This window comes from Altericroceibacterium spongiae (assembly GCF_003610805.1).
Lineage (GTDB): Bacteria > Pseudomonadota > Alphaproteobacteria > Sphingomonadales > Sphingomonadaceae > Altericroceibacterium > Altericroceibacterium spongiae.
The window spans coordinates 704,116-730,175 of record NZ_RAPF01000001.1 but is presented as its reverse complement, the minus strand read 5'-3'; the positions used below and the strand labels follow the sequence as shown (position 1 = coordinate 730,175).

At 57.4% G+C, this 26,060-nt stretch carries 20 protein-coding genes; 9 read left to right on the top strand and 11 right to left on the bottom strand.

All coding sequences use genetic code 11. The features are described 5' to 3' along the window. Positions 1–210 (bottom strand): transposase (locus D6851_RS03490; RefSeq protein WP_147395420.1); only part of this gene is annotated, 210 nt, incomplete at its 3' end. 30 nt (positions 211–240) lie between these two features. Then, a complete protein-coding gene (locus tag D6851_RS03485; RefSeq protein ID WP_238473916.1) occupies positions 241–2,274 on the bottom strand; it encodes a TonB-dependent receptor plug domain-containing protein in 2,034 nt (677 codons plus the stop codon). A gap of 745 nt (positions 2,275–3,019) precedes the next feature. On the opposite strand from D6851_RS03485, the gene D6851_RS03480 reads away from it, so the two are divergent. After that, a complete protein-coding gene (locus D6851_RS03480; protein WP_120323440.1) occupies positions 3,020–3,916 on the top strand; it encodes an SDR family NAD(P)-dependent oxidoreductase in 897 nt (298 codons plus the stop codon). Between the two features lie 426 nt (positions 3,917–4,342). Here D6851_RS03480 and D6851_RS03475 read toward each other — a convergent pair whose 3' ends face one another. Next, positions 4,343–5,122, bottom strand: coding sequence for a TSUP family transporter (locus tag D6851_RS03475; protein WP_120323439.1), 780 nt, complete (start codon positions 5,120–5,122; stop codon positions 4,343–4,345). A gap of 60 nt (positions 5,123–5,182) precedes the next feature. Next, positions 5,183–6,583, bottom strand: coding sequence for an MFS transporter (locus D6851_RS03470; protein ID WP_183029963.1), 1,401 nt, complete (start codon positions 6,581–6,583; stop codon positions 5,183–5,185). 230 nt (positions 6,584–6,813) lie between these two features. Between D6851_RS03470 and D6851_RS03465 the strand changes: the two genes are divergently transcribed. Beyond that, on the top strand, positions 6,814–8,193 hold the full coding sequence (locus D6851_RS03465; RefSeq protein ID WP_120323437.1) for a MarR family winged helix-turn-helix transcriptional regulator: 1,380 nt from the start codon (positions 6,814–6,816) through the stop codon (positions 8,191–8,193). 63 nt (positions 8,194–8,256) lie between these two features. Here the strand turns inward: D6851_RS03465 and D6851_RS03460 are convergent, their stop codons facing one another. The 4 genes from D6851_RS03460 to hppD form a co-directional block, all read right to left on the bottom strand. Beyond that, positions 8,257–9,495 carry an MFS transporter gene (locus D6851_RS03460; RefSeq protein ID WP_183029962.1) on the bottom strand — a complete coding sequence of 413 codons (1,239 nt, stop codon included), beginning with the start codon at positions 9,493–9,495 and terminating at the stop codon, positions 8,257–8,259. Between the two features lie 139 nt (positions 9,496–9,634). Continuing rightward, a complete protein-coding gene (locus D6851_RS03455; RefSeq protein WP_120323435.1) occupies positions 9,635–10,174 on the bottom strand; it encodes a hypothetical protein in 540 nt (179 codons plus the stop codon). 96 nt (positions 10,175–10,270) lie between these two features. Beyond that, entirely contained in the window at positions 10,271–11,191 is a 921-nt protein-coding gene (locus D6851_RS03450; protein ID WP_120323434.1) for an SDR family NAD(P)-dependent oxidoreductase, read from the bottom strand. Between the two features lie 277 nt (positions 11,192–11,468). Continuing rightward, positions 11,469–12,572: a 4-hydroxyphenylpyruvate dioxygenase gene (gene hppD, locus D6851_RS03445; protein WP_120323433.1), complete on the bottom strand. Its 1,104-nt coding sequence runs from the start codon at positions 12,570–12,572 to the stop codon at positions 11,469–11,471. A 133-nt stretch (positions 12,573–12,705) separates the two neighbouring features. Between hppD and D6851_RS03440 the strand changes: the two genes are divergently transcribed. The 5 genes from D6851_RS03440 (at position 12,706) to D6851_RS03420 (ending at position 16,967) form a co-directional block, all read left to right on the top strand. Next, positions 12,706–13,023 carry an FtsB family cell division protein gene (locus D6851_RS03440; protein ID WP_120323432.1) on the top strand — a complete coding sequence of 106 codons (318 nt, stop codon included), beginning with the start codon at positions 12,706–12,708 and terminating at the stop codon, positions 13,021–13,023. A 140-nt stretch (positions 13,024–13,163) separates the two neighbouring features. Then, a complete protein-coding gene (gene pdhA, locus D6851_RS03435; RefSeq protein WP_120323431.1) occupies positions 13,164–14,297 on the top strand; it encodes a pyruvate dehydrogenase (acetyl-transferring) E1 component subunit alpha in 1,134 nt (377 codons plus the stop codon). Continuing rightward, the gene (locus tag D6851_RS03430) at positions 14,297–15,682 is read left to right on the top strand and encodes a pyruvate dehydrogenase complex E1 component subunit beta (RefSeq protein WP_120323430.1); all 1,386 of its coding nucleotides are present in this window, start codon (positions 14,297–14,299) and stop codon (positions 15,680–15,682) included. Before pdhA ends, D6851_RS03430 begins: the two co-directional genes overlap by 1 nt. Positions 15,683–15,804: 122 nt before the next feature. Next, positions 15,805–16,458, top strand: a complete 654-nt coding sequence (locus tag D6851_RS03425; protein WP_120323429.1) for a squalene/phytoene synthase family protein — start codon at positions 15,805–15,807, stop codon at positions 16,456–16,458. Between the two features lie 32 nt (positions 16,459–16,490). Beyond that, on the top strand, positions 16,491–16,967 hold the full coding sequence (locus D6851_RS03420; protein ID WP_120323428.1) for an EF-hand domain-containing protein: 477 nt from the start codon (positions 16,491–16,493) through the stop codon (positions 16,965–16,967). A 19-nt stretch (positions 16,968–16,986) separates the two neighbouring features. Here the strand turns inward: D6851_RS03420 and trmFO are convergent, their stop codons facing one another. Further along, positions 16,987–18,354: a methylenetetrahydrofolate--tRNA-(uracil(54)-C(5))-methyltransferase (FADH(2)-oxidizing) TrmFO gene (trmFO, locus tag D6851_RS03415; protein WP_120323427.1), complete on the bottom strand. Its 1,368-nt coding sequence runs from the start codon at positions 18,352–18,354 to the stop codon at positions 16,987–16,989. 112 nt (positions 18,355–18,466) lie between these two features. Here trmFO and D6851_RS03410 point away from each other — a divergent pair, with 112 nt between their 5' ends. Beyond that, on the top strand, positions 18,467–19,141 hold the full coding sequence (locus D6851_RS03410) for a lysoplasmalogenase family protein (RefSeq protein WP_120323426.1): 675 nt from the start codon (positions 18,467–18,469) through the stop codon (positions 19,139–19,141). Positions 19,142–19,184: 43 nt separating this feature from the next. Here D6851_RS03410 and D6851_RS03405 read toward each other — a convergent pair whose 3' ends face one another. After that, positions 19,185–21,278 carry a TonB-dependent siderophore receptor gene (locus tag D6851_RS03405; RefSeq protein WP_120323425.1) on the bottom strand — a complete coding sequence of 698 codons (2,094 nt, stop codon included), beginning with the start codon at positions 21,276–21,278 and terminating at the stop codon, positions 19,185–19,187. Between the two features lie 256 nt (positions 21,279–21,534). Then, positions 21,535–24,252, bottom strand: coding sequence for a DNA gyrase subunit A (gene gyrA, locus D6851_RS03400; RefSeq protein ID WP_238473925.1), 2,718 nt, complete (start codon positions 24,250–24,252; stop codon positions 21,535–21,537). 356 nt (positions 24,253–24,608) lie between these two features. Here gyrA and D6851_RS03395 point away from each other — a divergent pair, with 356 nt between their 5' ends. After that, positions 24,609–25,958, top strand: a complete 1,350-nt coding sequence (locus D6851_RS03395; RefSeq protein WP_120323423.1) for a hypothetical protein — start codon at positions 24,609–24,611, stop codon at positions 25,956–25,958. Positions 25,959–26,060: the final 102 nt, after the last annotated feature.

Below are 26,060 nucleotides of genomic sequence, written 5' to 3'. Positions count from 1 at the left end.
AAGGCGGCTCCAGCGAACGAACCGGTTGTAGATCGTCTTATGCGGACCATAACCCTTGGGCGCATCGCGCCACATCAGCCCATGCTTGATGACGTAGACGATCCCCGACACGATCCGCCGATCATCGACCCTCGGGATACCATGCGACAGCGGGAAAAACGGCTCAATCCGGCGCATCTGCGCACGGCTCAACAAAAACGGTACATCCATCGGCAGCGCCTCCTCGACACTACCATTGAATCAACCAATCATACCCCACGCAAGCAATTTAATAGGTCCTGAGCCTAGCTTCTTTATGCCAGGAATGTCGTGCAGCAGCGGCACGAGCAATTCACCATAGACTTCCTTGACGGTTATTTTTCCTTCCGAATTACCCGATGGATAAAGCCCGAGAACCTGTTCCTGAAAAGACTGACCTTGCGTGGTCAGCGTATCGTTCTGGAATTCGTAATCCGTGCTGCGATAGCTGGCACCAAAGGCGCCGCGAAGCTGACCGGCCGGCATATCGAACAGGCCGCCCTGCAGATTGGCTTCCCAGATGCTCTGTTTCATGACCGATTTGGTCTTCACATTGGCACGGATGGCTTCGAGGCAATCTTCGCTGATCGGATCACCGCTGAACGGATTGAGGCCGGAGGTACAGGTCGCCGTTGCTCCGCCGAAACCGCCGAACTCGGCATTGCCGGTGGCTGAGAAACCTTCGCCGAAATTGGGTGCGTTGATGAGCGTGCGATAACGCTGCAAGGAGGCGAAGCCGCGCTGGATAACCGTGGTTTCCGTTTCACCCTGCGAGCCGAACACTTCCCAGGTCCAGTCGGTACTGGGAATGGTTCCTTCGAGGCCCACCGTCATATTATAGGTGTAGACGTCCGTATCCGATGTGCGATTGAAAGGCATCATCTGGAAGATCTGGAACGGATCACTCGCCGCCGATCCGGGAGCGCCGTAGACCGCCGGAACATAATCGGCCTGCCCCGGGGAGCCCTGCGCCGGCGTAATCAGGGTGCGACGCGAATTAAGGATCTGGACGATTTCCGATGGCAGGTCGTTTTGCGGATTATTGGGATCGTAATCGACAAAGGCTGTCCACCCGCCGGTGACGGGCGAGGGCTCCTGCACCGTTCGCGTGGAAACCTTACTGAACAGGCCCTGGGCAAACACGCCGATCCAGTCATTCAGCTCATAATTGCCGCGCGCATACATATTGTAACGCTTCAGAGGCAGAACCAGCATGGCATCGGTGAAATTGGTTCCGAGCTGGCCATTATCCAGCAGCTTGTAATTATAACCATCGACAATCTTGTTGCGATAGGCGCCAGGAACGCCGGCCGGATCGAAACCGGAGAAGACCGTACCGTCGGGATTGGCATAGATGAGGGTGCCGGCAGGTGAAATCGGCCCCGATGCCTGATCGAAAATCGCGTTCATCACTGTCGGATCGGGGGCGGAGGTAAAGCCGAGATTGATGCCGGGCCTGTAAGGGAAAAAGCCGGTGCCATCGATGGACGGATCGGCCCAGTAATCGAGGAAATAGTCGCGATCCTTGCGGTAGGATGCGTTGCGATCATTGGTTGAAAAGCTGAGCGAAATATTGCCCCGGCCATCATCGAAATCCGTGCCCATAATACCGGACACTTGATATTCGAAACCGTCGCCTTCCTGTGTGACATTGGCCTGTGCATCGAGTTCGAGACCTTCGAAATCCTTGCGCATGATAAAGTTGACCACACCGGCTACGGCATCTGCGCCGTAAGTCGCAGATGCGCCTCCGGAAATCACTTCAACACGTTCCAGCGCAGCGGAAGGAATGGAGTTGATGTCCACTACATTGGAGGCGTTGCTCGGCGTGCCACGACGGCCATCGATCAGCACCAGCGTACGGTTCGATCCCAGGCCGCGCAACGCCACTGTAGCCGCACCCGGCGTGTTGCGCGCCGTTGGCTGAATGTCTCCACCATCTGTCGGAGCATCGAGAGTGGGGGTAAATTGCGGCAGCTTGTTGAGATTGGATTCCACGGCCGCGGTGCTCGATTGTTGCAACAGTGAATCGTCTACAGTCACAATCGGACTGCTCGATTCAAAGTCGCGACGAACAATGCGTGAGCCGGTTACGACAATTTCGCTCGCCGTTTCGGTTGGCGGATTTAGCACATCGTTTTCAGCGGATGATGTATCCTGCGCCATAGCCGGGGTTGCCAGCGCAAACGTACCGGCGCTTCCGGCAAGCAAAAGGCGTTTTAACACCCTCGTCCGGTTGAGTTTCGATATCCTCACTTTCAGGTTCCTTCCATTATGGGGCACCGGTTTACCGGGGCCTGACTATCTCGATGGACATGAATTATCGCTCCGCGTCGCTAAGGCGGTACGAAGACCAAATTTGAAATGTCCGAAAGAAGTGTGCGTCTGGAACAGCACAATGATGACTGTTTCCGCAGCTGGAAACAGGAGCTACCGATAGGTAGTCAAACGGAAAAATCCGCCGAGTCATCATTGTCATCCCTCCCGACGTCCTGACATTTATTGACTCGTCAGGTCCGTCTGAGGACAGATTCATATGACTACTTGTTGATAGTGTCCAGCATGTATGAGCGCGATTCGATCACGTCACTGACTGCATATTGGATAAGACGGGCTTTTACGCTGTTGCTCACTGCTATTTTAATATAATAAGTAGCAGAAAAGTATAGGAAATATTGAATTCTGTAGCTGCGTTTCAAACTCGCTGGACAGTTGGGAAGTTTCCATGAATTTCATAGGAGTGGCATCAAATTTCAATTGTCTTAAAAATCCTAACTCATGGCTTTGGCGCAGTTATCGTTTCGCGGGCGTCCTTAAAGCGCTCTTGCAGAACGGCAGACGTATTTATACTAGTAACAGTAGCTCTCATATTGTATGAAGGCTATCGTTGAACGGTTTGAAGAATTTAAGTTGATATTGTCCTGTATAATTGCTTGTAAGTAACGAGTGATTATGCCTAGAAAAACACAGCAGGACAGAATCGTTTGGGGGAAGGGCATTCATGACGGAACTGGAAGGCAAAACTGCTTTCATCACCGGTGGTGGCTCTGGCGTGGCGCTGGGGCAGGCCAAGGTGCTCGCTGAAGAAGCGGGTATGAAAGTCGTGATTGCCGATATCCGGCAGGACGCTCTCGATGAAGCCATGGCCTATTTTGCGGGTCGGAGCGTTGCCGTCCATCCTATAAGGCTGGACCTGACAGACCGGGCTGCCTATGCCGAGGCCGCCGATGAGGCAGAACGGGTTTTCGGGCCGGTCCAGCTCCTGTGCAACACCGCCGGAGTCAGTCAGTTCGGCCCTATTGCCGATGCCACCTATGATGACTGGGACTGGCAGATGGACGTGAATGTCAACGGCGTCATCAATGGCTGTATGACTTTTATTCCGCGAATGATCGGCCATGGACAGGGCGGGCATATTCTGATCACGGCATCCATGTCGGCCTTCGTCGCACTGCCTTCGACTGGAATTTACTGCACGACGAAATATGCGGTCCGTGGTTTGGCGGAATCGCTGCGCGTGGAAATGCCACAACACAATATCGGCGTGTCGCTTTTATGCCCCGGCGGCGTGAACACAAATATTCACCGTGCAGTGGAAACGCGCCCGGAAAAATACGGCAAGACAGGATATTATGGTGCAGATGAAGCAGTTTTTGCCCGTCTGAAATCGGTGATCGAAGGCGGGTTCGATCCGGTCGACCTGGGACGCGTGGCGCGCGAAGGAATTGAGCGCGATCAGTTCTGGATTTTGCCTTATCCTGAATTTGCGGATGGACAGAAGGGCCGCGATGAGGAGATTATCGAAGCGATGATGCTGTATAAGGATCATCCTGACACAATTCGTCGTGCGAAAATGCGCGAGGAAGCGGGTAGCACGATGCCGGGGGCTTCCGGATAAAAGAAGGTTTTTAGCTTTGCCGAAAGGAGAATTGAAACACCTCCTTCGGCCTTGTGGCCACAGCCTCCGTCAAGAGAGGCGGGCCAGATTGGGAGAGAGATGTTTGAGCTGTTTTGCATCTTTCAACCAGTTCGAAAACTGTCAGTCATTCCTGTGTGACTGCAGAAACGGATGGAAGTGGATTTGTGCGGCGCATCTGGACCATCCCCGCACCATTTCCATCCGTTGCTTTTCGAATGGGTGGGGATGTTCAGCCAAAACACTCTCGCAAACAGGCCCATGCAATGGGATTGCGGTTCCGCGTCCTGACAGGCGGGGCCGCGATAGCGAGGCGTTGAGCCGAGCATCCTCTACTGGGGCGAAGCGCTAAGGCGCTTCGCCTTCTTTTCTCTGCGGATCGGAAGAACGGTTTTCGGTCTCTTTCTGCTAGGAAGAGAACCATTGCCAGATCGGGTTGGCCGGATCGGATAACAGCTTGACCGATAATGCCGCGGACATGATGACCAGTAACGGGCGCACCCCCTTGCCGCTAAACCGCATGGCATACCAGGCGCCGAGCTGATTGCCTGCTACATTGGCCAGTGCCATGGTAAAACCGAGCAGCCAGAGCACCTTGCCGCCGGCAATCATGGCAGCCAGTCCGGCCATATTGGTGGACAGGTTAAGAAGCTTGGTATTAGCGATAGCCCGGATCAGCCCGAGACCGCCCAGAGCGACCAGCGCCGTGGTCAAAAACGAACCGGTTCCGGGACCGAAGAACCCGTCATAAAAACCGATACAGCCCGTGACGACGGTCAGGCCGACTTTGCCCAAACGCGCTTTTCTGTCCGCTGCACCCATTTTCGGGGCAGCGATGAAATAGACGCACATGGCGATCAGTAGCAGGGGGACGAAAGCGGTCAGAAAAGCCGGATCGATATGTTGCACAGCTGTCGCTCCGATCATCGATCCGGAAACCGCGGCTATAACGGGCCAGATAAACCGGCGCAGATCGACATGACCGCCCCGCAAGAATGCAGCGAAGGCCGAAGCGGTGCCGACCGAGCTTTGCAGCTTATTGGTAGCGAGAGCGGATACGGGCGGAACCCCCGCCGCCATTAGCGCCGGAATGGTGAGCAGGCCGCCCCCTCCGGCAAGCGCATCGATACTGCCGGCCAAAAAAGCGATGCCAGCCAGAAAAAGAAGGGTCTCAATCGCCAGATCCATGCGCAGCGCCTAGACGAAGCGCATGGACCGCACCAGTGGCAATGGAAGGCTTTTCGGGGCTTACATCACTCCGGCTTCGCGCCTTTCACGGATTTCGCGTGCATAAGGTTTAAGACCGGTCATGACACAAATAATTGCAAGCGGCGTCATAATGGCAACGGCAAGCGCCATGGCTTCGCCCAGATAGGCTTCTCCGCCAAGCGCACCGGAAATGGCTGTCAGCAAATTGGCACCTAATCCGCCTACGACCGTCATCATGAAAAGATACATCGCAGTGACCTGCGCACGCATTCGATTGGGTGTGATGATCTGAACGGCGGTGTTCTGCGGAATGGCGCTCGCCATTGCGAAAGTGATGCCGACGCCGGTGCATAGCATCATTAATTCGCCCGTGGGCATCAGTGGCCCGGCGACCGAAAAAGGCAAAGCGATAACCCAGCTTACCAGAATGGCGCGTACCGGCGCGTCGTCATAGCGCTTCTGGAAGAATTCGGTCATCCATGTACCAAGCGGGAGCCCTATCAGCGAAAAGATGAGCATCGTCCCAGCCGACCATGCGCCGATTTTGGCGACATCCCAGCCATAGTTGCGCTCCATGAAAGCGACGCGCCAGGGGGCGATTCCTCCCATTTCGAGCGACATGAAACCGAGTGCAAGAAAGAGCGGCAGATAGACCGCACGGCGGCGCCAGACTTCGTGCAGCGTTTCCGAAACCGGCATCATTTTGGCTTTTTCTCCGGGCTTGAGCGTTGCCAGCTCGCGCCGGTCAGGCTCCTTGATCGACCACAGGATCAGCGAGACGAGAAACGCCCCGGCGGCACCCACCATATAGACCTTGTGCCATGGCCGGATCGTCAGGCCGAACCAGTCGCTGGTTCCCCAGCCAATCGCCATGGCCACAAGAACGCCGCCCAGCAACGAGGCCAGCGCTGTGCCGAGAACGAAACCTACCTGCATTCCCGCGATGGCCCGGCTCAGCTTGTGTGGCGGGAAATAATCGGCCAGCAGGGAATAGAAACCCGGCCCGTTTACCGTGGCTGAGGAACCGACGAACATACGGGCGAGAAAGAGTTGCCAGAAATTCTGAGCCAGTCCGCACATGAGCGTGAAAGTGCCGACGAACAGCGAGCCGATGGGCATGACAATGGTGCGCGGATAGCGGTCTATCAAACGGGCCATGGGCAGGCCGACCAGCGCATAAAAAGCAACGGGAGCAAAACCGATCAACAAGCTCATTTCCGCGTCGCTGGCCTGAAGATCTGCCTTGATAAGGGTGACCAGAAAGCCGGTCAGCCCGTTATCGAACATATTTATCATATGGGCGCAGGCCAGCAGGGCGACACAGGTCCAGGCTCGTCTGGCCGATGGCCAGCTCTGCCCGGCCGGCATCGTTCCCATATCGGCCGACGCAGCAATGCCCTCGGCCTGCTCCGTGGTCGGCGGTGAAATACTCGCCATCATCTCTCTCCCAGACATTGCCAGCGGCCGATTTTTCTTCGGTCTCGCCGGTTCCTCTCCGGAAGGGATAATGACCTATTAATTGACTATGTCCATATAATTCCCGGCATATGCTAAACTTTTTTCTGCACAAAACAGGGGTGGCGTTGTGATTTTTTTCGAGTAACAAGCTCGTTAGTCCGAATATCCGCAGCAGAGTGAGTTTCGGACAGAATGAGAAGGGTCGTCTTGCTATGAAGCAGGCAGAAGAGTCTTCCTCCGAAGAAGATTGGGTAAATGTAATGGATAAGGCTGCACAAGGCAGTATGAAGCAGCAGGCCGGAGAAAGCAGCGATTGGCGGATATGGCTGCAACATTATGCGCGCGATGTGTATCGGCGGGCACTGGCGGCAGATGGAACACAACCGCTTTCGGGCCCTTCCGCTAACCAGATTAAAGTACTTAATCCGCTCGGCACTCTGGGCGAGACAGCGCTGCGTATTGTCGAAACCTATGCTGTGGGTGCAGCATCGCGTTTTGCGTCTTCAGGAACGGTTGCCGAAGGTGAGGCGCCGGACGCTTTTTATAACGAACTGGCTGTGACTCTGAGCGGACTCTCGCTGCTCGTTTCTTCCGGCAGAGCATATGATTACGGCACTTTTACACAGCCCAAGATCTTCCAGAGCGAATTGTGGCAGATCCTGCGCAAAATCCGGGAAAGCGCTGAACTTTCCTATGCGCGCGAAGCGGAGCTGGCGGAACTGGACCGGCGGGTTATGTTCCTGCTCGGCAGTATCGGGCCGTTACCGCCTGCCGATATTTCTGCCGCTTCCGGAGTGGACAAGGCGCAGATCAGCCGTTCGGTCAAGCGTTTGTTACAGGAAGGATATGTCGAGCGAACACAGATCCGTTCTCCGATCCTGCTGACCGAAAAAGGGCGGTCGCTGGCTGACAAGTTGCTGAAACTGGCCGAGTTGCGCAATCGCGAACTGACATTCGATGTGAGCGATGAGGAACTGGCAGACTTTTTCTCGGTCATGAAATTGCTGCTCGACCGGGCCATCATGCTCTATGAGCAAGAGCGGGATCTGACCCAGCAGACCTATGCCAGCGAATCAGGTGTAGAAGACATCCGGATACCCACCGAACGTCGGGTCGGAGAGGACATCGTTATCGACCGGTCCAGCATCGTGGCCCCTTTGCTGACGCTCAGCGCCTATTTCAGTCGCAGTGCCGCGTTAACCTTTAAGCGCCTGACAGGATTATCCAATTTCGAAGCCTGGGTTCTGTCCGAGATTTCACAAAACCCGCCGATCGAATGGGCGCAGCTTGTCTCCCGCCTTGATCGAGATCACAGTCAGTCGGGTCGGACGATCAACGCGCTGATCGAACGGGGGCTGGTGGCGCGCGAAGGGAAGCCGGTACGCCGTTTGGGGCGTTTTTCTCCCACAGCAAAAGGCAAGGAACTTTACGCGATTATCGCCGAAATGGGGATGAAGCGCAGTGAGTTTCTGATGGAGCCGCTGTCCGGAGAGAGACTGGAACATTTCATGCTGACTTTCGACAAAATTCGCCACAACGCCTTCGCTCAGTTGGAACGCGAGAGGGCGCTGGAGGAAATCGAGAACCAGTAATGAGCTTAGGAAGGTCGGGAACGGAGGTCCCGTTTCCGACCCTTCATTGATGTCCGTTGATTTTCAGGCCGTTTGCGTTTCACGTTGCTGTGCGCGGATCCGGCGGCCAACCCGCAAAGCCAGCCATGCCGCAGGCAGCATGCCAAGCCCGGCAAAGATATAGGGCGCATCGATACTGACGATTGAAAACAGCGCGCCTGCGACCAGCGGGCCGATGATACGGGCAAAGGCGCTCAGCGCGCCGTTCAAGCCGAGCAAGGCACCTTGCCTTTCGGGCGGACTGGCGAGTGAGATCAGCCCCGAAATGGCGGGCTGTGTGATCGACAGGCCCAGTACCATCAGTGCTGTGATGAGGATCAGAACAGTGCCGTTGGGGGCGAATATTTGCGAGAACATCGCCAGTCCCGCCAGCAAGATACCATAGGCCAGAGCATGGGACTCATCGATTTTTTCGACGATTTTTCCTGCCAGAACGGCCTGATTGAATGCTGCCAGCGCGCCAATCATGGTGAAAGTCAGCCCCACTTCATGCGGCCCCCAGTCGAAACGCGCTTCGGCCCATAACGCATAGCTCGCTTCCATGGCGGAAAAAGCGCTGGTCGCCACCAGAGTGGTCAATAGAACCTGTCCGATGATTGGATGCAGGATCGCTTCGTGAATTCTGGCCTGTTGCCGTTTGGCGCGATTAATATGAACGCGGCTTTCGCGAAGAAAAATAACGGTGCCAAGCACGGCCAGCGCACTCAAAAAACCGGCGCAGAGTAAGGGCGGGCGATAACCTGCCGTGCCGATCCCCTCAATCACGAGCAGTCCGCCAATCGCCGGACCGGCCATGAAGCCAAGGCTGAAAGCGGCCCCCAGCAGACCCATACGTGCAGTGCGTTTGCCCGGCGGGGTAATATCCGCAACATATGCCTGGGTGACGCCCATATTACCCCCGGCAACACCGCCGAGAAGCCGCAGAAGCAGCGCGATATAATAGCTGTTCGTATAGGCCAGCGCGACATAGGAAAGACCGATGGCGGCAACGGTGAAGAGCAGCACAGGCTTGCGCCCAAAATGGTCGGAAACCCGCCCCCAGAGCGGTTCACCGATGAATTGCCCGACCGAATAGGCGGAGAATAATACCGTCACCTGCCAGGCGGATATGCCGAAAGTTTCACCGTAAAAAGGCAGCAGCGGAATGACGATGCCGAAGCCTGCGATATTGATGAATGTGATAAGCAGAAGAACGATCAGCGTGCCGTTTCCGTCGCGCGGATTCGTGTGCGCGGAATGGCTGCCAGCCCCCTGTCCACTCATGATAAATCGTCTCCGATAAAGGCCGCCGGGCGCTTCCCCCGCGCCGTATCTGCCGTTTGAATCTGAGGGTGCCATAGCGATTCAAAGCCGCCAGGTCTTGTTCCAGAACGCGCAAAATGCAGACTATGTTTTTGTGTGGCTATTTGATCCGTTTCACCCGCACTGCGGACTGGCGCCCCACCTGCATCAGATAGCTGCCGAGCGATGCCTTATCGATCGTGACCGTGCTTCCCTTGCGGGGCGGACTGAAAGAGAAGGGGACGCTTTCGGAAAACAGCCATTGCGCTCCATTTTCCAGCGTTACCAGATAGATACCAGGCTCGCGCTGCCGGGCGGACAGGACGCGTGCGGTGAGACTCTGCTTTTCTGCGGGGGGCGGTGTGAACCGTTCGGGGCTGCGTATATCCTCTGCACCAAACGCGCTTTGGGAGCCGCTCGATGCCGCAGCCGGAGGAGGCGCGGGAAGGGTGGTCTCACCTGCTGTCGGCGAGGATGAAGATGGGCTGCCGCTTATGTTGCTATCATAGCAGGAAAGCCTTGCAGACGGGTCCTGAACCTTTGCGCATTCGCGCAGAATATTGAGCACTTCCGTATCGCTCATCTGCCCGGAGGCCGGCGCAGCAATGGCTGTTATACCGGCACTCCCTGCCAGTAACACCCCGAAAAACCGCATATTCATTGCAAAAACTCTCCTCTCTTGACCTTCCGTCGCGATGGGGGACGGAAGGTCCGGCGCCGTTCGATCTTGTGCCGATAGAGCGCCGGTGCCCTGTCGTCAGCGCGTGGCGTGGCCGTAGCGCTCTTTATCCATCCGGTTGCGCGCTTCGATATATTTATACATCGCCTGGGAGCGTTTTTCCTGCCCTTCCTTGTCGCTGTCCGCCGGGGGCAGAGCGTCGAGTGCCTGCTGGAAAATCGCTTCCAGCCCTGCACGGGCTTCGGGATAAGGGATGATGTAGAAACGGTTTTCCTCGATGGCGTCTTTCACATGACGGGCCAGTTCTTCAGGCTCCATGCCCTGCGAATAGATCTCATGCAGTGCGGTGATTTCCCGGTCATCGACCTTGAAACCGCTCTCACCATATTTATCGGGCCGCGTTTTCACGCTTTCGGCAATGTTGGATTTGATATTGGCGGGGGCGAGAACGCTGACGCCGATGCCGTAATCCTTCAGTGCATCGCGCATCGCCATGGTGATGCCGTGAACCGCGAATTTCGAGGCTGAATAGATACCGGCGCCGCTGCTGGCCATAAAGCAGCCGAGCGAAGCGGTGTTGACGATATAGCCGCCCTTATCGTGCTTTATCATGCGCGGAACGAAGGTCTGCATCAGGTTGACGACGCCGTTGAAATTGACGTCCATGATCCAGTCATAATCGTCATAGGTTGCCTTTTCGAGCGGCCCGAAGATCGACACGCCGGCCGTTCCGAACAGCATGGTAACCGGGCCGAGCTTTTCCTCCACTTCATTTGCCGCATCAACAAAGGCGTCGCGATCGGTGATATCGAGCACGACCCCGTGGCATTCGATCCCTTCATCTTCCAGCGCGGCGACGGCTTTTTCGACCGCTTCGGGGCGAATATCCGCAATCGCAATCTTGCAGCCGAGACGGCCGAAAACCTTTGCCTGACCGAAGCCTGCGCCGCTGGCACCGCCGGTGATGAAAGCTGTGCGTCCTTTGAAATCAAATGCCATTATCGTCCTCTCTTTCCTTGTTCTGCCCCTTCCTTTCCGGTCGGCATCGCTGCCTGTCCGCACTTGGGCGGACAAAGCGGGCAGCCTGTTTTCAGGCTCGATTCCGGTTTTCCCGAAAGGAGGGTGTTTCCTTTCGGCTAGCAGAGCTTGCGCGATTCCACCAAGCGGAGATTGATAAAGTCTGATAATTTCGTTGTTTTACGCCAAAAAAAGCCGTTCAGGCCTAAGAGGGCCTGAACGGCACGGAACAGGGCCATAAACCAGTCCAAGGGGGCGCTCAGGCCGGTTGACCGGTGCCTTCGCCCTCGCGCAATTTGTAATCCGCTTCGATACTTTTGAAGAGCGCGGTGATGTTGCCTTCACCGAACCCTTCATCACCCTTGCGCTGGATAAATTCGAAAAAGACCGGACCGAAAGTGAGCTTGGAAAAAATCTGCATCAGCAGGCGCGGATTGCCACCCTCGGTCGTGCCGTCAACGAGAATGCCGCGTGCTTTCAATTCTGCCACTGGCTCACCATGGCCGGGCAGGCGCGTTTCGAGCTGATCGTAATATATGTCGGGCGGGGGAGAGGCGAATTCGGTGCCCTTTTGTTTCAGACTGTCGAGCGAGGCGTAAAGATTGTCGCTGTCGAACGCGATATGCTGGATACCTTCACCATTATATTCGCGCAGGAACTCGGCAATCTGGCCTTTGCTGTCACCTTTGCCTTCTTCATTGAGCGGAATCCGGATCTTGCCGTCGGGGGCGGCCATCACCTTGGTGTTGAGTCCGGAATATTCGCCGGTCACATCGAACTGGCGGAATTCGCGAAAGCCGAAAATGCGGCGGTAGAAATTTTCCCAATGGGCGATCCGCCCTTCGTGAACATTATGCGTCAGGTGATCGATGGTTTTGAAGCCGGCACCGGGCGGGTGGCGCTCGATCCCGTCTTCGAAGAGAAAGTCGATATCGTAGAGGTCGGGGCCGTTTTCGCTGTGCCGGTCGATCAGATAGATCAGCGAATGGCCGATGCCGCGAATGGCGGGCAGCTTCAGTTCCATCGGGCCGGTCGGGATGTCCACCGGCTCGGCTCCGCGCTCGACCACCGTGGCATAGGCTTTTCCGGCATTGGCGACCCGAAAGGCCATGGCGCAGATCGAGGGGCCGTGTTCGGCAGCGAAATAGGCAGCGGGGGAACGCGGCTCGTAATTGGCGATCAGATTGATTTCACCCTGCCGCCAGAGCTGCACGTCCTTGCTGCGGTGGCGGGCGACTCGAGTGAAGCCCATCGCTTCGAATTTCGCTTCCAGAACGCCTTTTTCAGGTGCCGAAAATTCGAGAAATTCGAAGCCGTCCAGTCCCAGTGGATTATTATCCGTTATAGTCGTTTCCTTTATCATAGTTTCAAGTGTAACCTGTTTCCCGAGGGCAGGCAAGCGCGCTCCCCGCAAGCAAGCAACGTCTGGTGGAAAAATGCGTTGATTCTGCGCTATTTGGCTTGAATTGCCGGCCTATTTGTGGTCCTGTGCATACATGCCTCACACCATCTCCAATCAGCCGAAATTACGGGAGAAACTGAGCCAGTTCGGCGCGCTCGGTTATCTGCTCGTGCTGGGCGGTCTGGCGCTGGTCGGTCCTTATGGCGTGCTTGCCTGGGGAGAGAACAAGGCCCTGCTCGAAAAACGGGAGCATCGGATTGCGGTGCTTGAAAAGGATAAAGCGGAACTCAGGAATCGGGTGTCCCTGCTCAATCTCGACCATGCCGATCCGGATCTCGTGACCGAGCTTATGCGCGAAAATCTCAATGTCGCGCATCCCGATGAATATATCATTGAACTCAAACAGCCTTGAGGCCCTCTTACAGGCATGAAAATGCCGCTTGCAGCCTTATGCGTGATGCGAGGCGTTGCCAGCGCGACATTACTCCGCTTATAGGCATCGCTTAGAACGAATACGCCGCGTTGTGCCGGCGTTAGAAAGGGATAGACGTTTTGGCCAAACCAGCCTCCGCCAATTCCGGATCAGGGAAGCGCCGTGCTTCCCCCAGGAAATCCACTGCAAAAACGGAATCTTCCGCGAATTCGCAAGGTGCCGCTCAGGACGAGAATTTCGCCCTGCACAGCCTTCAGGAAGAGTTCGAGAAGAATAAGCGCTACAAGGCGAGCGAGGAAGAACTGCTCACCTTCTATGAGCAGATGCTTCTGATCCGTCGCTTCGAAGAGCGTGCCGGTCAGCTTTACGGACTGGGCTATATTGGCGGTTTCTGCCACCTCTATATCGGCCAGGAGGCCGTTGCCGTGGGCGTGCAGTCCGCTCTTGAGGAAGGGAAAGACAGCGTTATCACCGGCTATCGCGATCATGGTCACATGCTCGCATACGGGATCGATCCCAAGATTATCATGGCCGAACTGACCGGTCGCCAGGCGGGTATCAGCCACGGCAAGGGCGGTTCGATGCATATGTTCTCGACCGAGAAAGCCTTTTACGGCGGCCATGGAATCGTCGGGGCGCAGGTTCCGCTCGGTGCCGGTCTCGCTCTGTCGCATCAATATAAGGACGATGGCGGCATCTGCGCGACCTATTTCGGCGACGGTGCGGCCAATCAGGGGCAGGTTTACGAAACCTTCAACATGGCCAGCCTGTGGAATCTTCCGATGATCTTCATCGTGGAGAACAATCAGTATGCGATGGGCACGTCGGTCAAGCGCAGCTCGGCCGAAACCGAATTCTATCGCCGCGGCACGGCCTTCCGCATCCCCGGCATGAAAGTGAACGGGATGGATGTGCTCGAGGTGCATCAGGCCGTCCATGTCGCTGCCGATCATGTGCGCAAGGGCATGGGCCCGGTTCTCATGGAACTGGAAACCTATCGCTATCGCGGCCACTCCATGTCCGACCCGGCGAAATATCGTAGCCGCGAGGAAGTGCAGAATGTGCGCGAACACAGCGATCCGATCGAGCATATCAAGAAGGACCTCATGGAAATGGGTGTGTCCGAAGATAAGCTGAAGCAGCTCGACAAGGATATCCGCGCGAAAGTGGCCGACGCGGCCGATTTCGCCGAAAATTCGCCCGAACCCGAGGCGAGCGAACTCTACACCGACGTTCTGGTGGGTAATTACTGATGGCTATCGAACTGAAGATGCCCGCGCTCTCTCCGACGATGGAAGAGGGCACCCTGGCCAAGTGGCTGGTCAAGGAAGGCGATGAAATTTCCTCCGGCGACATCCTTGCCGAAATCGAGACCGATAAGGCGACGATGGAATTCGAAGCCGTCGATGAAGGCACGGTCGGCAAGCTGCTGGTCGATGAAGGCACGGAAAATGTTAAAGTCGGCACCGTAATTGCGATGCTGGCCGAAGAAGGCGAAGATGCGTCCTCGCTCGAAGCGCCGTCCGCATCTTCCGAGCCGACCGAAAGCAAGCCGGCCGATGAAGAAAAGCCCGCTGCCAGCTCGGCCGAAATCATGACCCAGGAACAGCCCAAACCGAAAAAGGCCGACCCGGAAATTCCGGAAGGCACCAATATGGTGAAGGCAACCGTCCGCGAAGCGTTGCGCGATGCCATGGCCGAGGAAATGCGGCTCGATGAGCGCGTCTTCGTGATGGGCGAGGAAGTGGCCGAATATCAGGGCGCTTACAAGGTCACGCAGGGCCTGCTCGATGAATTCGGCCCCAAGCGCGTGATCGATACGCCGATCACCGAATATGGCTTTGCCGGTATCGGAACCGGCGCTGCCATGGGCGGTCTGCGTCCGGTGGTCGAGTTCATGACCTTTAACTTCGCCATGCAGGCGATCGACCACATCATCAATTCGGCGGCCAAGACGAATTATATGTCGGGCGGTCAGATGCGTTGTCCGGTCGTGTTCCGTGGCCCCAATGGCGCGGCAAGCCGCGTGGCCGCGCAGCACAGCCAGAACTACGCTCCCTGGTATTCCGCCGTGCCCGGCCTGATCGTGATTGCACCTTATGATGCATCCGATGCCAAGGGCCTGCTGAAAGCGGCCATTCGCTGTGAAGATCCGGTGGTCTTCCTCGAAAACGAATTGTTGTATGGCAAGAGCTTCGAACTGGCACAGCTCGACGATCATGTCCTGCCGATCGGCAAGGCGCGGATCATGCGCGAAGGGTCCGATGTCACCATCGTATCCTATTCGATCGGTGTCGGTCTGGCGCTCGAAGCAGCGGAAAAGCTGGCCGAAGAAGGCATCGATGCCGAAATCATCGATCTGCGCACGATCCGTCCGCTGGATCGCGAAACCGTGCTGGAAAGCCTCGCCAAGACAAACCGTCTGATCGTGGCCGAAGAAGGCTTTCCGCAATGTTCGGTTGCTGCGGAAATTCAGGCTATCTGCATGGAAGACGGTTTCGACAATCTCGATGCGCCTGTGCTGCGGGTCTGCAATGAGGATGTGCCGCTGCCTTATGCCGCCAATCTCGAAAAGATGGCGCTGATCGATTCCGATCGCATCATCGCTGCGGCCAAGAAGGTCTGCTACGTCGATTGAGGTGACAGCGTTTCGGTCCGGCAAGCGACCGGACTGATAGAACAGCAGGCGCCCGGCCAGGTGGGAACAGACCGCCAGGCCGGGCGCTTGATTTTTGAAGAGAATGTTTTCAGGTCGCGCCCATGGCTGACAATCTGATCGAATCGCTGGCCTTGCCGCAGCGTCTGGCGCTGACTTATGCGCCCGCTGCCGCTCGTGCGCCGACACTGGCGGTGCTCGCGCTCGATACACGGCTTTCGCAACTGGTAAGCCAGAAGCGCGAAGTGATGCTGGCGCAGATGCGGCTTGCCTGGTGGCGCGATATGTTCGGCAAGCCCGCCGATCAGTGGCCCAAAGGCGATGCAGTGCTCGGCGCGCTGAAAGACTGGCCGGAGCGCAACGGTCTCGTCGATCTGGTCGATGGCTGGGAATATCTGCTCAAAGAAGAGCTCGACGAAGAGGCGCTGAACGGTTTTGCGGAGGGGCGCGCCGCGATTTTCGGAGCGCTGGCTGTGCAGCTTGGCGAAGAACGGGCGCAGGCTTCGGCGCAGCAGGCTGCGCGGCTCTGGTCGCTCGGCGATCTGGCTGCCAATGTTTCCGAACCGCAGGAAAAGGCCCGGATTGTCGCTCATGCACAGAAGCTGGACAAGATACCGGAAAAGCTGCCCAGACGCCTGCGTACGCTGGCTGTACTGGCCGGGCTGGCCCGGCGTGGACTGTCACAAGGTGGGACAGCTTTGTTGCAGGGTCCGGCGAGCGGCTTCACTGCCTTGCGGATAGGGCTGACCGGGCGATAGCCTGTAGCAGCCTTGTTTGGGGGAGGGCTGCCGTGAATCGCATAATTCTTGGAGCATTTGTGGCGCTGGTGCTGGCTGGCGTCGGGGTCTTCTGGTGGCAGGGACAGGCGCAGGTGGAGCAGGGCGCACCGCCGCCCGAACCTGCGTCGCCGGAGGCTGCGGCGGAGGAAGAAGGTTTGCCCGAAGCCGATCTTGCCGGGCTGCAAGGCCCCGAACCGCCCGAAGCGAGCGAACTCACGCGCGAGCAGCGCCGCTTCTTCCGCTATGATCGCAATCGGGACTGGCGCATTACACGCGATGAAATGCTGGCTTCGCGTACGGACGGGTTCCGCAGGCTCGATGTGGATGGCAACAATCTGCTGACATTCGAGGAATGGGCGGTGACCACGGCCGATCGTTTCACCGGCGCGGATGCCAATGGCAATGGCGAACTGACGCCGGCAGAATTTGCCACCACAGCTCCCAAACGCAAATCGCGCCGGAAAAAGCCGCGCTGCGCCTGTTCCTAGGTAGTGTTCAGCAGGATGCTCAGGCGGGAAGCGGTTCCAGCGTTTTCAGCCAGTCGCCGAAATCGGCCTTGCCGCGCGTGGTATAGGCTTCCTTGCGCTGTTTCTTTTTAACGTCATGCATCGGTGGGAACAGGCCGAAATTAACATTCATCGGCTGATAGCTTTCCGTCTCGGCATCGCCGGTAATATGGGAAAGCAGCGCGCCCATCGCGCTGCTGGCGGGAGGAGACTGCCATGGCCGGTTCTGCAATTCGGCGGCTGCCATCATTCCGGTGAGAAGACCGATGGCCGAGCTTTCGACATAGCCTTCGCAGCCCGTGATCTGTCCGGCAAAGCGAATATGCTCTGCGCCTTTGAGCCGGAGCTGGCGGTCCAGCAGAACGGGTGAATTGATGAATGTGTTGCGATGGAGGCCGCCGAGCCGGGCGAATTCGGCATTCTGCAGGCCGGGAATGGTGCGGAACAGTTCCACCTGCGCGCCATATTTGAGCTTGGTCTGGAAGCCGACCATGTTCCACAAGGTGCCGAGCTTGTTATCCTGCCGGAGCTGGACCACCGCATAAGGCCAGCGTCCCTGCGGAAATTCGGGCGTAGCGGTGCGCGGATCGTCGAGGCCGACCGGTTTCATCGGCCCGAAGCGCAAAGTGTCCACGCCACGGGATGCCATCACTTCGATCGGCATACAGCCATCGAAATAGGGCGTGTCCTTTTCCCATTCCTTGAATTCGGTCTTCTCGCCATCGAGCAGGCCCTGATGGAAGGCGAGATATTCCTCCTTATTCATCGGGCAGTTGATATAATCCTTGCCGTCACTATCCGGCCCCGATTGCTTGTCCCAGCGCGATTGCATCCAGCAGATCGACATATCGATAGTTTCGTAATGAACGATCGGGGCAATGGCGTCGAAAAAAGCGAGGCTCTGCGTGCTGGTGGCCTTGCCGATACTCTCTGCCAGCGAAGGGGCGGTGAGCGGGCCGGTGGCGACGATGGTCGGGCCGTTTTCGGGCAGCGTGTCCACTCGCTCGCGGACGATCTCGACATTGGGGTGGTCGTGCAGATGCTGTTCCACATCGGCGGAGAAAATGTCACGGTCCACGGCCAGTGCGGAACCGGCAGGCACACGCGCTTTTTCGGCTGCGCGCATAATCAGCGAATCGAGGCGCCGCATTTCGTGATGCAGCAGGCCGACTGCATTCTTCTCGTCATCGTCCGAACGGAAGGAATTGGAGCAGACCAGTTCGGCGAGGCCATCGCCCTGATGCGCCGCTGTGCGATCGCCGCCGCCGCGCATTTCGGACAGGCGCACTTTTACACCGCGCTGCGCAAGTTGCCATGCCGCTTCGCTTCCGGCGAGACCGCCGCCGATAATATGGACCTGATATGTCATGCGCGCGGCCTATACGCTTCTGCGCGGTCCGGGCCAAGCCTTCACCGGTTCTGCGCGCAACCTCTCTTGCGCGGCACGGGGCAAACCCGCATGAGAGGCTCTGGAGGAACCGATGCCCAAACGTGCCCTGTATGAAAAACGGCCCTGGCTGCTGGCCAGTATCGCGGTAGCGCTGGCCTTTTACTATCTGCGCGCCGGGCCGATGCCCGAGCTTTATCTGCTGCCGCTGAAAGGTGCGGCGGTGGGGTTGCTCGCCATTTATGCCTTTATGCGTCATTCGAGCGCCGATGCGCGGCTGCTCGTCTGGGTGATGGCGTTCGGTGCCCTGGGGGACATGGTCCTCATGATCGACATGGAAGTGGCCGGATGGCTGTTTTTCGGCGGTCATCTGCTCGCCATGGCGCTCTATCTGCGCCATCGTCCCGCTCATTTGACGAGATCGCGGAAAATCGTGGCAGTAGCCCTGTTGCTGGTGACGCCGCTGATGTGCTGGCTGCTGCCGGCCGATCGCGGTGTCGCGAGCAGTTTCGGGCTATACGGTCTCGCGATGGGAGGTATGGCGGCAGCCGCCTGGGCAAGCGATTTTCCGCGCTACCGGGTGGGGGCCGGTGCAGTGCTTTTCGTGATATCCCACTGCTTGTGGATTGCCGGAATGGGGCCGCTTTCAGGGAGCATGGCGCAGGATATTTTCGTCTGGCCGGTCTATTATCTCGGCCAGTTCCTGATCTGCACCGGGGTTATCCAGACACTGCGTAAACGGCGCCCCGAATTGCGGGTGGTCCATTAAGCGATGAAGCGGGCGACATCTGTGCCGCCCGCTTCGTGCTTCATCAGAATTTGTAGCCGATTGTGGCCATCACATTGCGCGGCTCGCTGACAAAGCAGTCGCCGCGAGCGAGACAGGACAGATAGTTCTTGTCGAGCAGATTGGTGGCATTGATCGTCAGGCGCCAGTCCTGCCAGGTCATTTCGGCCATGGCATCGACCAGCGTCACATCGTCGGTGGTCATCGTCCAGACCGGGCTGACCGAATCCTTCTTGCCGACATAGCGAACCCCGCCGCCGAATTTGAAAGCGAGATCGTCATTCACGGTTACGCTCTTGGTCGACCAGACCGAAGCGGAATGGCGCGGCATGTAGTTGAAGCTGGATGCGTCATCCACCTTCACCTTGTTATAGCCGTAATTGACCAGCAGGTCGAAATTGCCCGGCAGACGATGGCTGGCTTCGAACTCGATCCCCTTGGTGGTCAGCTCACCGGCCTGAATCCGCTCATTGGGGTGAAGCGGATCGCTGATCGGACGGTTGCTTTCCTTGATATGGAAGCCCGTGATCGTGACCAGCGTATTATCTTCCGGCTGCCATTTGAAACCCGCTTCATATTGCGTGCCGCGCTGTGGTTTGAAGCGCGAGCCGTCGAAGGTGGTGCCCGAAACCGGATTGAAGCTTTCCGTATAGCTGAAGAAGGGCGAAATCCCTGCGCCCACTTCGCCGATAATTCCGGCGCGGAAAGTCGAGGCGAAATCCTTGGTTCCATCCGAATTGATAACCTTGTCGCGGCGGAAGCCGAACACGGTGTTCACACGGTCCCAGAACTTGATCTGATCCTGCACATAGAAGCCGAGCTGCTTTTGCGAGGTTGTGCTCCAGTCTCCGGGAGCGTCGGGTGCTGAGATCGCGTCCCGGTCGATATCGTAAATGTCGATAATATCGATGGTCGATGCGCTCTTATTACGCACCTTGTTCCAGGAATAATCGACCCCGGTTAGCAGCGTGTGTTCGACTGCGGCGCCAGTGTTGAAGTTGAATTGCAGATTATTATCCGTTGAGAATACGTTTAGCCGAGCCGGACTGTTGACCGCATAAAGCTGGATCAGCCGCCCGTTGCTGCCCGCCACATAAGGGTCGAGCGGGTGGGTGTAACTGTTCGTGTAATGCGAACGGTAATCGACATCGCTGTCGATATAGCGCGCCTTCACGCTGAGCTGTATATTATCGCTGATGCGATGGGTCAGGCTGCCGCCGCCCTGCAACAGACGCCCGTCATAGCGGTCCCAGCCCGGCTTGCCGACAAATGTATCGTCATCGAGCCGCGGATTATCGCCATTGGGGAGCAGTGTCCCGACAATAGGCAGGAATTGCGAAGTCGAGCCGCTGTCATCTTCCTGATACAGGCCCGTCAGGGTGATATCCGTATCGGGCGAGAGCTGCCAGCGGATCGACGGGGCGAGCATCACCCGGTCATCGGGCACATGATCGATATGGGTGCCGGAATCGCGGACCTTGCCGACCAGCCGGACGGCCAAACTGTCGGAAAGAGGCGTATTGAGATCGGCGCGGGCTTCCTTGCGATCGTGGCTGCCATAGGTCGCGGCGACTTCACCGCCGGTTTCGAAATAAGGCTTTTTGGAAACCAGATTGACGAGACCGCCAATCGAGCCCTGGCCGAACAGCACCGATGCCGGTCCGCGCACCACTTCGACGCGCGAGAAATTGTAAGGGTCGGAGGTGATGCTGGCATAGGAGCTGAAAATATCGCGCATTCCGTCGCGGAACTGCAAAGCGCTGACGCCGCGAATGATAAAACCGTCGGTCCTTGTGTCGCGACCATAAGTGCCGGTTACGACACCGGCCGTGTAGCGCACCGTATCACTGATCGTGATGGCGCCCTGATCTTCGAAAACGTCGGAAGTGACCACGCTGAGCGGCTGCGGGGTTTCGATCAGAGGGGTCTGGGTCTTGGTGCCGGCAAAGGTCTGTTCGGCTCTGGAACCTGTCACGATAATGTCGTCACGGCCCGAAGAATCGCTGGCTGCGGTCCCCGAAGCGGGGGGCGGGGCAGCCACTTCTTCAGCAAAGGCGTGTCCTGCGGTTACGGAAGCCAGAGCGGTGCCTGCGAGCGCGAGCGAACGAATATATTTCATACGATACCTTTCTGTGATCGCGATGCGCGCTAAATGTATTGATAATCATTTGCAACATCTGGTGAGATGGTTTTTACCGTTGCCCTCCAAATGTTGCAGATATGCCGCTCTATGGGCGGATATGTCGTGCATGAGGGGGGGCAAAAACAGCCCGGTAGCGCACAAAAAACCCCGCCAAAAAAGGGCGGGGTTTCTGATATTTAAGCGCTGAACCTGAGACGGATTGTTACCCGACCTCTATTCGCGGCAAGTCCGTTCAGCCTTCCGCGTCTTCATCTCCGGCCGGATCGTCACGATCCATGGTGGTATGGGGAGTGGTTTCCGGGCTGTCGCCAGCCACAATTTCTTCCACAATGGCTTCTTCGGCTTCATTTTCAGGCGCTTCTTCCTCGTCAATGCGCACTGCGCTGACGATGAATTCGTCCTTGCCGACATTGAACAGGCGCACGCCTGCGCTGCTGCGGCCGATCACGCGCATCGTATCGAGGCCAATTCGAATCAGCTTCGCCTGATTCGTCACCAGCATGAGCTGATCGTCCTTGGAAGCGTTGAAGCTGGCCACGACCGGTCCGTTGCGGCGGATATTGTCGATATTGACGATACCCTGACCGCCGCGCCCGATCCGGCGATACTCATAGGCCGAAGATAATTTGCCATAGCCATTGGCGCAGACGGTGAGGATGAATTGCTCCTTCTCCGTAATTTCGGCGAAGCGCTCGGGCGAGAGACTGGGTTCGCCTTCGCGATCACCCTTCCACGGAGCATAGCGCAGATATTCCTCACGCTCTTCGGTTTCCGTCCCGACCCGGTGAAGAATGGAAAGCGACACGACTTCATCGCCATCCTTTAAATTCATGCCGCGCACACCGGTGGATGTACGGGACTGGAACTCGCGAATGTCAGTGCCGGCGAAGCGGATTGCCTTACCGTTACGCGATGCAAGCAGCACATCATCGGTCGAATCGAGCAGGGCAACACCGATCAGGCGATCGTCGCTGCCATCGTCGAAGCGCATGGCCAGTTTCCCGTTGGAGGGAATATTGGCGAAAGCGTCCATCGAGTTGCGCCGCACATTGCCTTTCGCCGTAGCGAAGATGACATTGAGCGCCCCCCAGCTTTCCTCATCCTCGGGAAGAGGCAGCACAGCGGCGATATTCTCACCCGTTTCGAGCGAAGGCAGCAGATTGATAATCGGCCGTCCGCGGGTCGCCGGGCCACCTTCGGGAAGTCTCCAGACCTTGAGACGATAGACTTTGCCTGCGGTGGAGAAGAACAGCACCGGATTATGCGTGCTGGTGACGAACATGTCGCTCACCGCATCCTCTTCCTTGGTGGACATGCCCGAACGGCCTTTGCCGCCGCGATTCTGTGCCCGGAAAGTGGAAAGCGGCGTGCGCTTGATATAGCCGTCCATCGTGACGGTAACGACCATATCGTCCCGCTCGATCAGATCTTCGTCTTCGAGGCCATCCCATGCCGGAGCGATCTCGGAGACGCGCGGTGTGGCGTAATTATCCCGAATTTCGACCAGCTCGTCACGCATCACGCCATAAAGTTTGGCACGGTCGCCGAGAATGGAGAGATATTCCTCGATGGCGAGCGAGAGTTCCTTGAGTTCGTCACCGATCTCGTCCCGGCCCAGAGCGGTCAGGCGATGGAGGCGCAGATCGAGAATGGCTTTCACCTGCCGGTCCGACAGGCGATAGGTTCCGCCTTCCTGTTCGGCATTGGGCTCGATGGCTTCGACCAGACGGATATATTGCGCGATATCCCCGATCGGCCATTCGCGGTTGAGCAATTTCTGGCGCGCATCGGCCGGATTGGCTGCACCGCGAATGATCGCCACCACCTCATCGAGGTTGGAAACCGCAACCACCAGACCGAGCAAGATATGCGCACGCTCGCGGGCTTTGCGCAGCTCATATTTGGTCCGCCGGGTGATGACCTCTTCACGGAAATAGATGAAGGCTTCGATGATGTCCCGCAAGGTGAGGACTTCGGGCCGTCCGCCGCGAATGGCCAGCATATTGGCCGGGAAGCTCGACTGGGCAGGGGTGTGGCGCCAGAGCTGGTTCAGCACCACATCGGCTGTCGCGTCACGTTTGAGATCGACCACAACGCGCACGCCTTCGCGTGAGCTTTCGTCACGAATATCGGAGATCCCCTCGATCCGCTTTTCCTTGGCGGCTTCGGCGATTTTTTCGACCAGATTGGATTTGCCCACCTGATAGGGAATCGATGTCAGCACGATCGACCGGCGATCGCCTCGCTTTTCCTCGATTTCATGGCGGCAGCGCTGAAGCACCGAACCGCGCCCGGTCGTATAGGCCGAACGTGAACCCGATGTGCCCAGGATCAGCGGAGCGGTCGGGAAGTCGGGTCCCGGAATGATCTGGAACAGTTCTTCCGAGGTGATTTCAGGCCGTTCGATATAGGCCAGACAACCATCGATCACTTCGCCCAGATTATGAGGCGGAATATTGGTCGCCATACCGACCGCGATCCCACCAGAGCCGTTTACCAGAAGGTTGGGGAAGCGGGCCGGCAGAACGGTCGGCTCGGAGCGCGAACCGTCATAGTTATCGGCAAAATCGACCGTATCCTTGTCGAGATCGTCGAGCAGGGCGGTGGTGACTTTGGCCAGACGCGCTTCGGTATAACGCATGGCGGCCGGCGGATCGGGGTCCATCGAACCGAAATTGCCCTGGCCGTCGATCAGCGGCAGACGCATTGACCATGGCTGGGTCATACGCGCCAGCGCATCATAGATCGCGCTGTCGCCATGCGGGTGATAGTTACCCATCACGTCACCGACGATTTTCGACGATTTGCGATAGGGCCGGTTATAGACGAAGCCGCCTTCCTGGCTGGCGAAGAGAATACGCCGATGCACAGGTTTGAGCCCGTCACGCACATCGGGGAGCGCACGGGAGACGATCACGCTCATCGCGTAATCGAGATAGCTGGTCTTCATCTCATCGACGATGTCGATGGGTTCATAACCAGCGGGGTCTTCCGGCGGGAGAATAATGTCGCTGCTGTCGCTCACCTGCGAAAATCTACCTTCATTTCAGCTAATGAAATATGCTTGCGGACCCTAGGCGATCCCCTTGGCCGAGGCCAGCCAATCAGACGGGAAGGGGCAGAAAAGTCGCGCCTTATCCACATTTTACCGGGTTGCAGAACAAAAAGCGCTGAAATAGCGTTCAAAATTCGTTCAGCCGTTAATTTGTACAACCTATTTGCAAAATTCCTCGCAAACCGGCACTAGACCGAATGCGAAACCGATGAATGGGTATACATCCCGCAATCCTTACAGGAGAGAATTTAATGCTTCGCACGTCCCTTCCCGCACGCCGAACCCGGTTCGGTTCCAAATTTGCTCTGGCCGTTGCGCTGGCGAGCGGAACCGTCATCGGCGCAACCGGGATCGCGACCCCGGCCTATGCGCAGAAACAGGACTATTCCAAGGGCTTCGTTGAAGCCTATGCCCCGGTAGCCGATGCGGTCAACGCAGAAGGTGCGGATATTGAAGCCCAGAAGGCCAATATTCCCGCTATCGTCTCGGCAGTGAAAACCGAAGACGACCGCTTCGCCGCGGGTCAGCTCATTCTGAGCATGGGTTCCAAGAGCAAGGACCCTGCGCTTCAGCGTCAGGGCCTCGAAATGATGCTCCAGAGCGGCAAGGTGCCTGCCGAACAGGTCGGCCAGTTCCAGTTCTTCGTTGGCAACCTCGCTTATCAGGAAAAAGACTATGAAGCCGCTCGCACCGCGCTGAAAGCGGCTGCCGATGCCGGTTATACCGAAAATGATCCGCAGGGCCTCATCATCGAGAGCTATTTCGCGGAAGGCAAGAACGCCGAAGGCGTCTCCTATCTCGAAAATGTGGTTAAGCAGCGTCAGGCTGCCGGGCAGCAAGTGCCCGATAACTGGCTGCTGCGCGGTCTGAAAGTGGCCTATGAAAATTCGCTGGCCGATGAAAGCGTGACGCTTTCCAGCCTGCTGGTGAAGAACACACCGACCCAGCAGAACTGGGTTAACGGCCTGCAGGTGGTTCGCGCCACGCATGACTGGGACGATCCGGCTTCGCTCGACTTCCTGCGTCTGATGCGCGCGACCAACACGCTGACCACGCAGCGCGATTATATCGATTACATCGAAGCTGCCGATGCGCGTATGCTGCCTAATGAAGTGCTTTCGCTGGTCAATGAAGGTATCGAAGCCGGTGTCGTTCCGGCTGATGAAACCTATTTCTCCGAAGCCAAGAGCATTGCGCAGGATCGTGCGGAAGACGACCGCGAAGCCACAATGGATCTGGTGGATGAAGCCAATTCGGCGGCAGATGGCGTGACGGCACGCGGTGCGGCTGACAGCTTCATGTCGTTTGACGATTATGCCAATGCCGAGAAAATGTATCAGGTCGCTTTGCAGAAGGGCGGCGTGGATAATGAGCGTGTGCTGACCCGTCTGGGCATCGTCCAGATCAAGCAGGGCAAATATGACGAAGGCAAGGCCACGCTGGCCAAGGTTACCGGCCCGCGTAAAGCGATTGCCGAAATGTGGTCGACCTATGCCGATGTCGAAGCCAATGGCGGCGTGCAGGCAGTTCCTGCGCAGGCGCCCGCTCAGCAGCCGGCTGCGGCTCCGGCTGCCGAAACACCGGCAGAAACCTCTAACTGATTTCGGATATGCCGGGCCGGTTATCGGCCCGGCATATAAAAAGGGGCGCGGAAATCTCAATTTCCGCGCCCCTTTTTTATACCCAGCTTACAGAGGAGGGAT

What these genes read in the sequence shown, in the direction of transcription:
- D6851_RS03480 (WP_120323440.1), top strand. Translation starts at nt 3,020, where the DNA reads ATGACGGAACTGGAAGGCAAAACTGCTTTCATCACCGGTGGTGGCTCT.
- D6851_RS03475 (WP_120323439.1), bottom strand. Translation starts at nt 5,122, where the DNA reads ATGGATCTGGCGATTGAGACCCTTCTTTTTCTGGCTGGCATCGCTTTT.
- D6851_RS03470 (WP_183029963.1), bottom strand. Translation starts at nt 6,583, where the DNA reads ATGATGGCGAGTATTTCACCGCCGACCACGGAGCAGGCCGAGGGCATT.
- D6851_RS03465 (WP_120323437.1), top strand. Translation starts at nt 6,814, where the DNA reads ATGAAGCAGGCAGAAGAGTCTTCCTCCGAAGAAGATTGGGTAAATGTA.
- D6851_RS03460 (WP_183029962.1), bottom strand. Translation starts at nt 9,495, where the DNA reads ATGAGTGGACAGGGGGCTGGCAGCCATTCCGCGCACACGAATCCGCGC.
- D6851_RS03455 (WP_120323435.1), bottom strand. Translation starts at nt 10,174, where the DNA reads ATGAATATGCGGTTTTTCGGGGTGTTACTGGCAGGGAGTGCCGGTATA.
- D6851_RS03450 (WP_120323434.1), bottom strand. Translation starts at nt 11,191, where the DNA reads ATGGCATTTGATTTCAAAGGACGCACAGCTTTCATCACCGGCGGTGCC.
- hppD (WP_120323433.1), bottom strand. Translation starts at nt 12,572, where the DNA reads ATGATAAAGGAAACGACTATAACGGATAATAATCCACTGGGACTGGAC.
- D6851_RS03440 (WP_120323432.1), top strand. Translation starts at nt 12,706, where the DNA reads ATGCCTCACACCATCTCCAATCAGCCGAAATTACGGGAGAAACTGAGC.
- D6851_RS03430 (WP_120323430.1), top strand. Translation starts at nt 14,297, where the DNA reads ATGGCTATCGAACTGAAGATGCCCGCGCTCTCTCCGACGATGGAAGAG.
- D6851_RS03425 (WP_120323429.1), top strand. Translation starts at nt 15,805, where the DNA reads ATGGCTGACAATCTGATCGAATCGCTGGCCTTGCCGCAGCGTCTGGCG.
- trmFO (WP_120323427.1), bottom strand. Translation starts at nt 18,354, where the DNA reads ATGACATATCAGGTCCATATTATCGGCGGCGGTCTCGCCGGAAGCGAA.
- D6851_RS03410 (WP_120323426.1), top strand. Translation starts at nt 18,467, where the DNA reads ATGCCCAAACGTGCCCTGTATGAAAAACGGCCCTGGCTGCTGGCCAGT.
- D6851_RS03405 (WP_120323425.1), bottom strand. Translation starts at nt 21,278, where the DNA reads ATGAAATATATTCGTTCGCTCGCGCTCGCAGGCACCGCTCTGGCTTCC.
- gyrA (WP_238473925.1), bottom strand. Translation starts at nt 24,252, where the DNA reads ATGAAGACCAGCTATCTCGATTACGCGATGAGCGTGATCGTCTCCCGT.
- D6851_RS03395 (WP_120323423.1), top strand. Translation starts at nt 24,609, where the DNA reads ATGCTTCGCACGTCCCTTCCCGCACGCCGAACCCGGTTCGGTTCCAAA.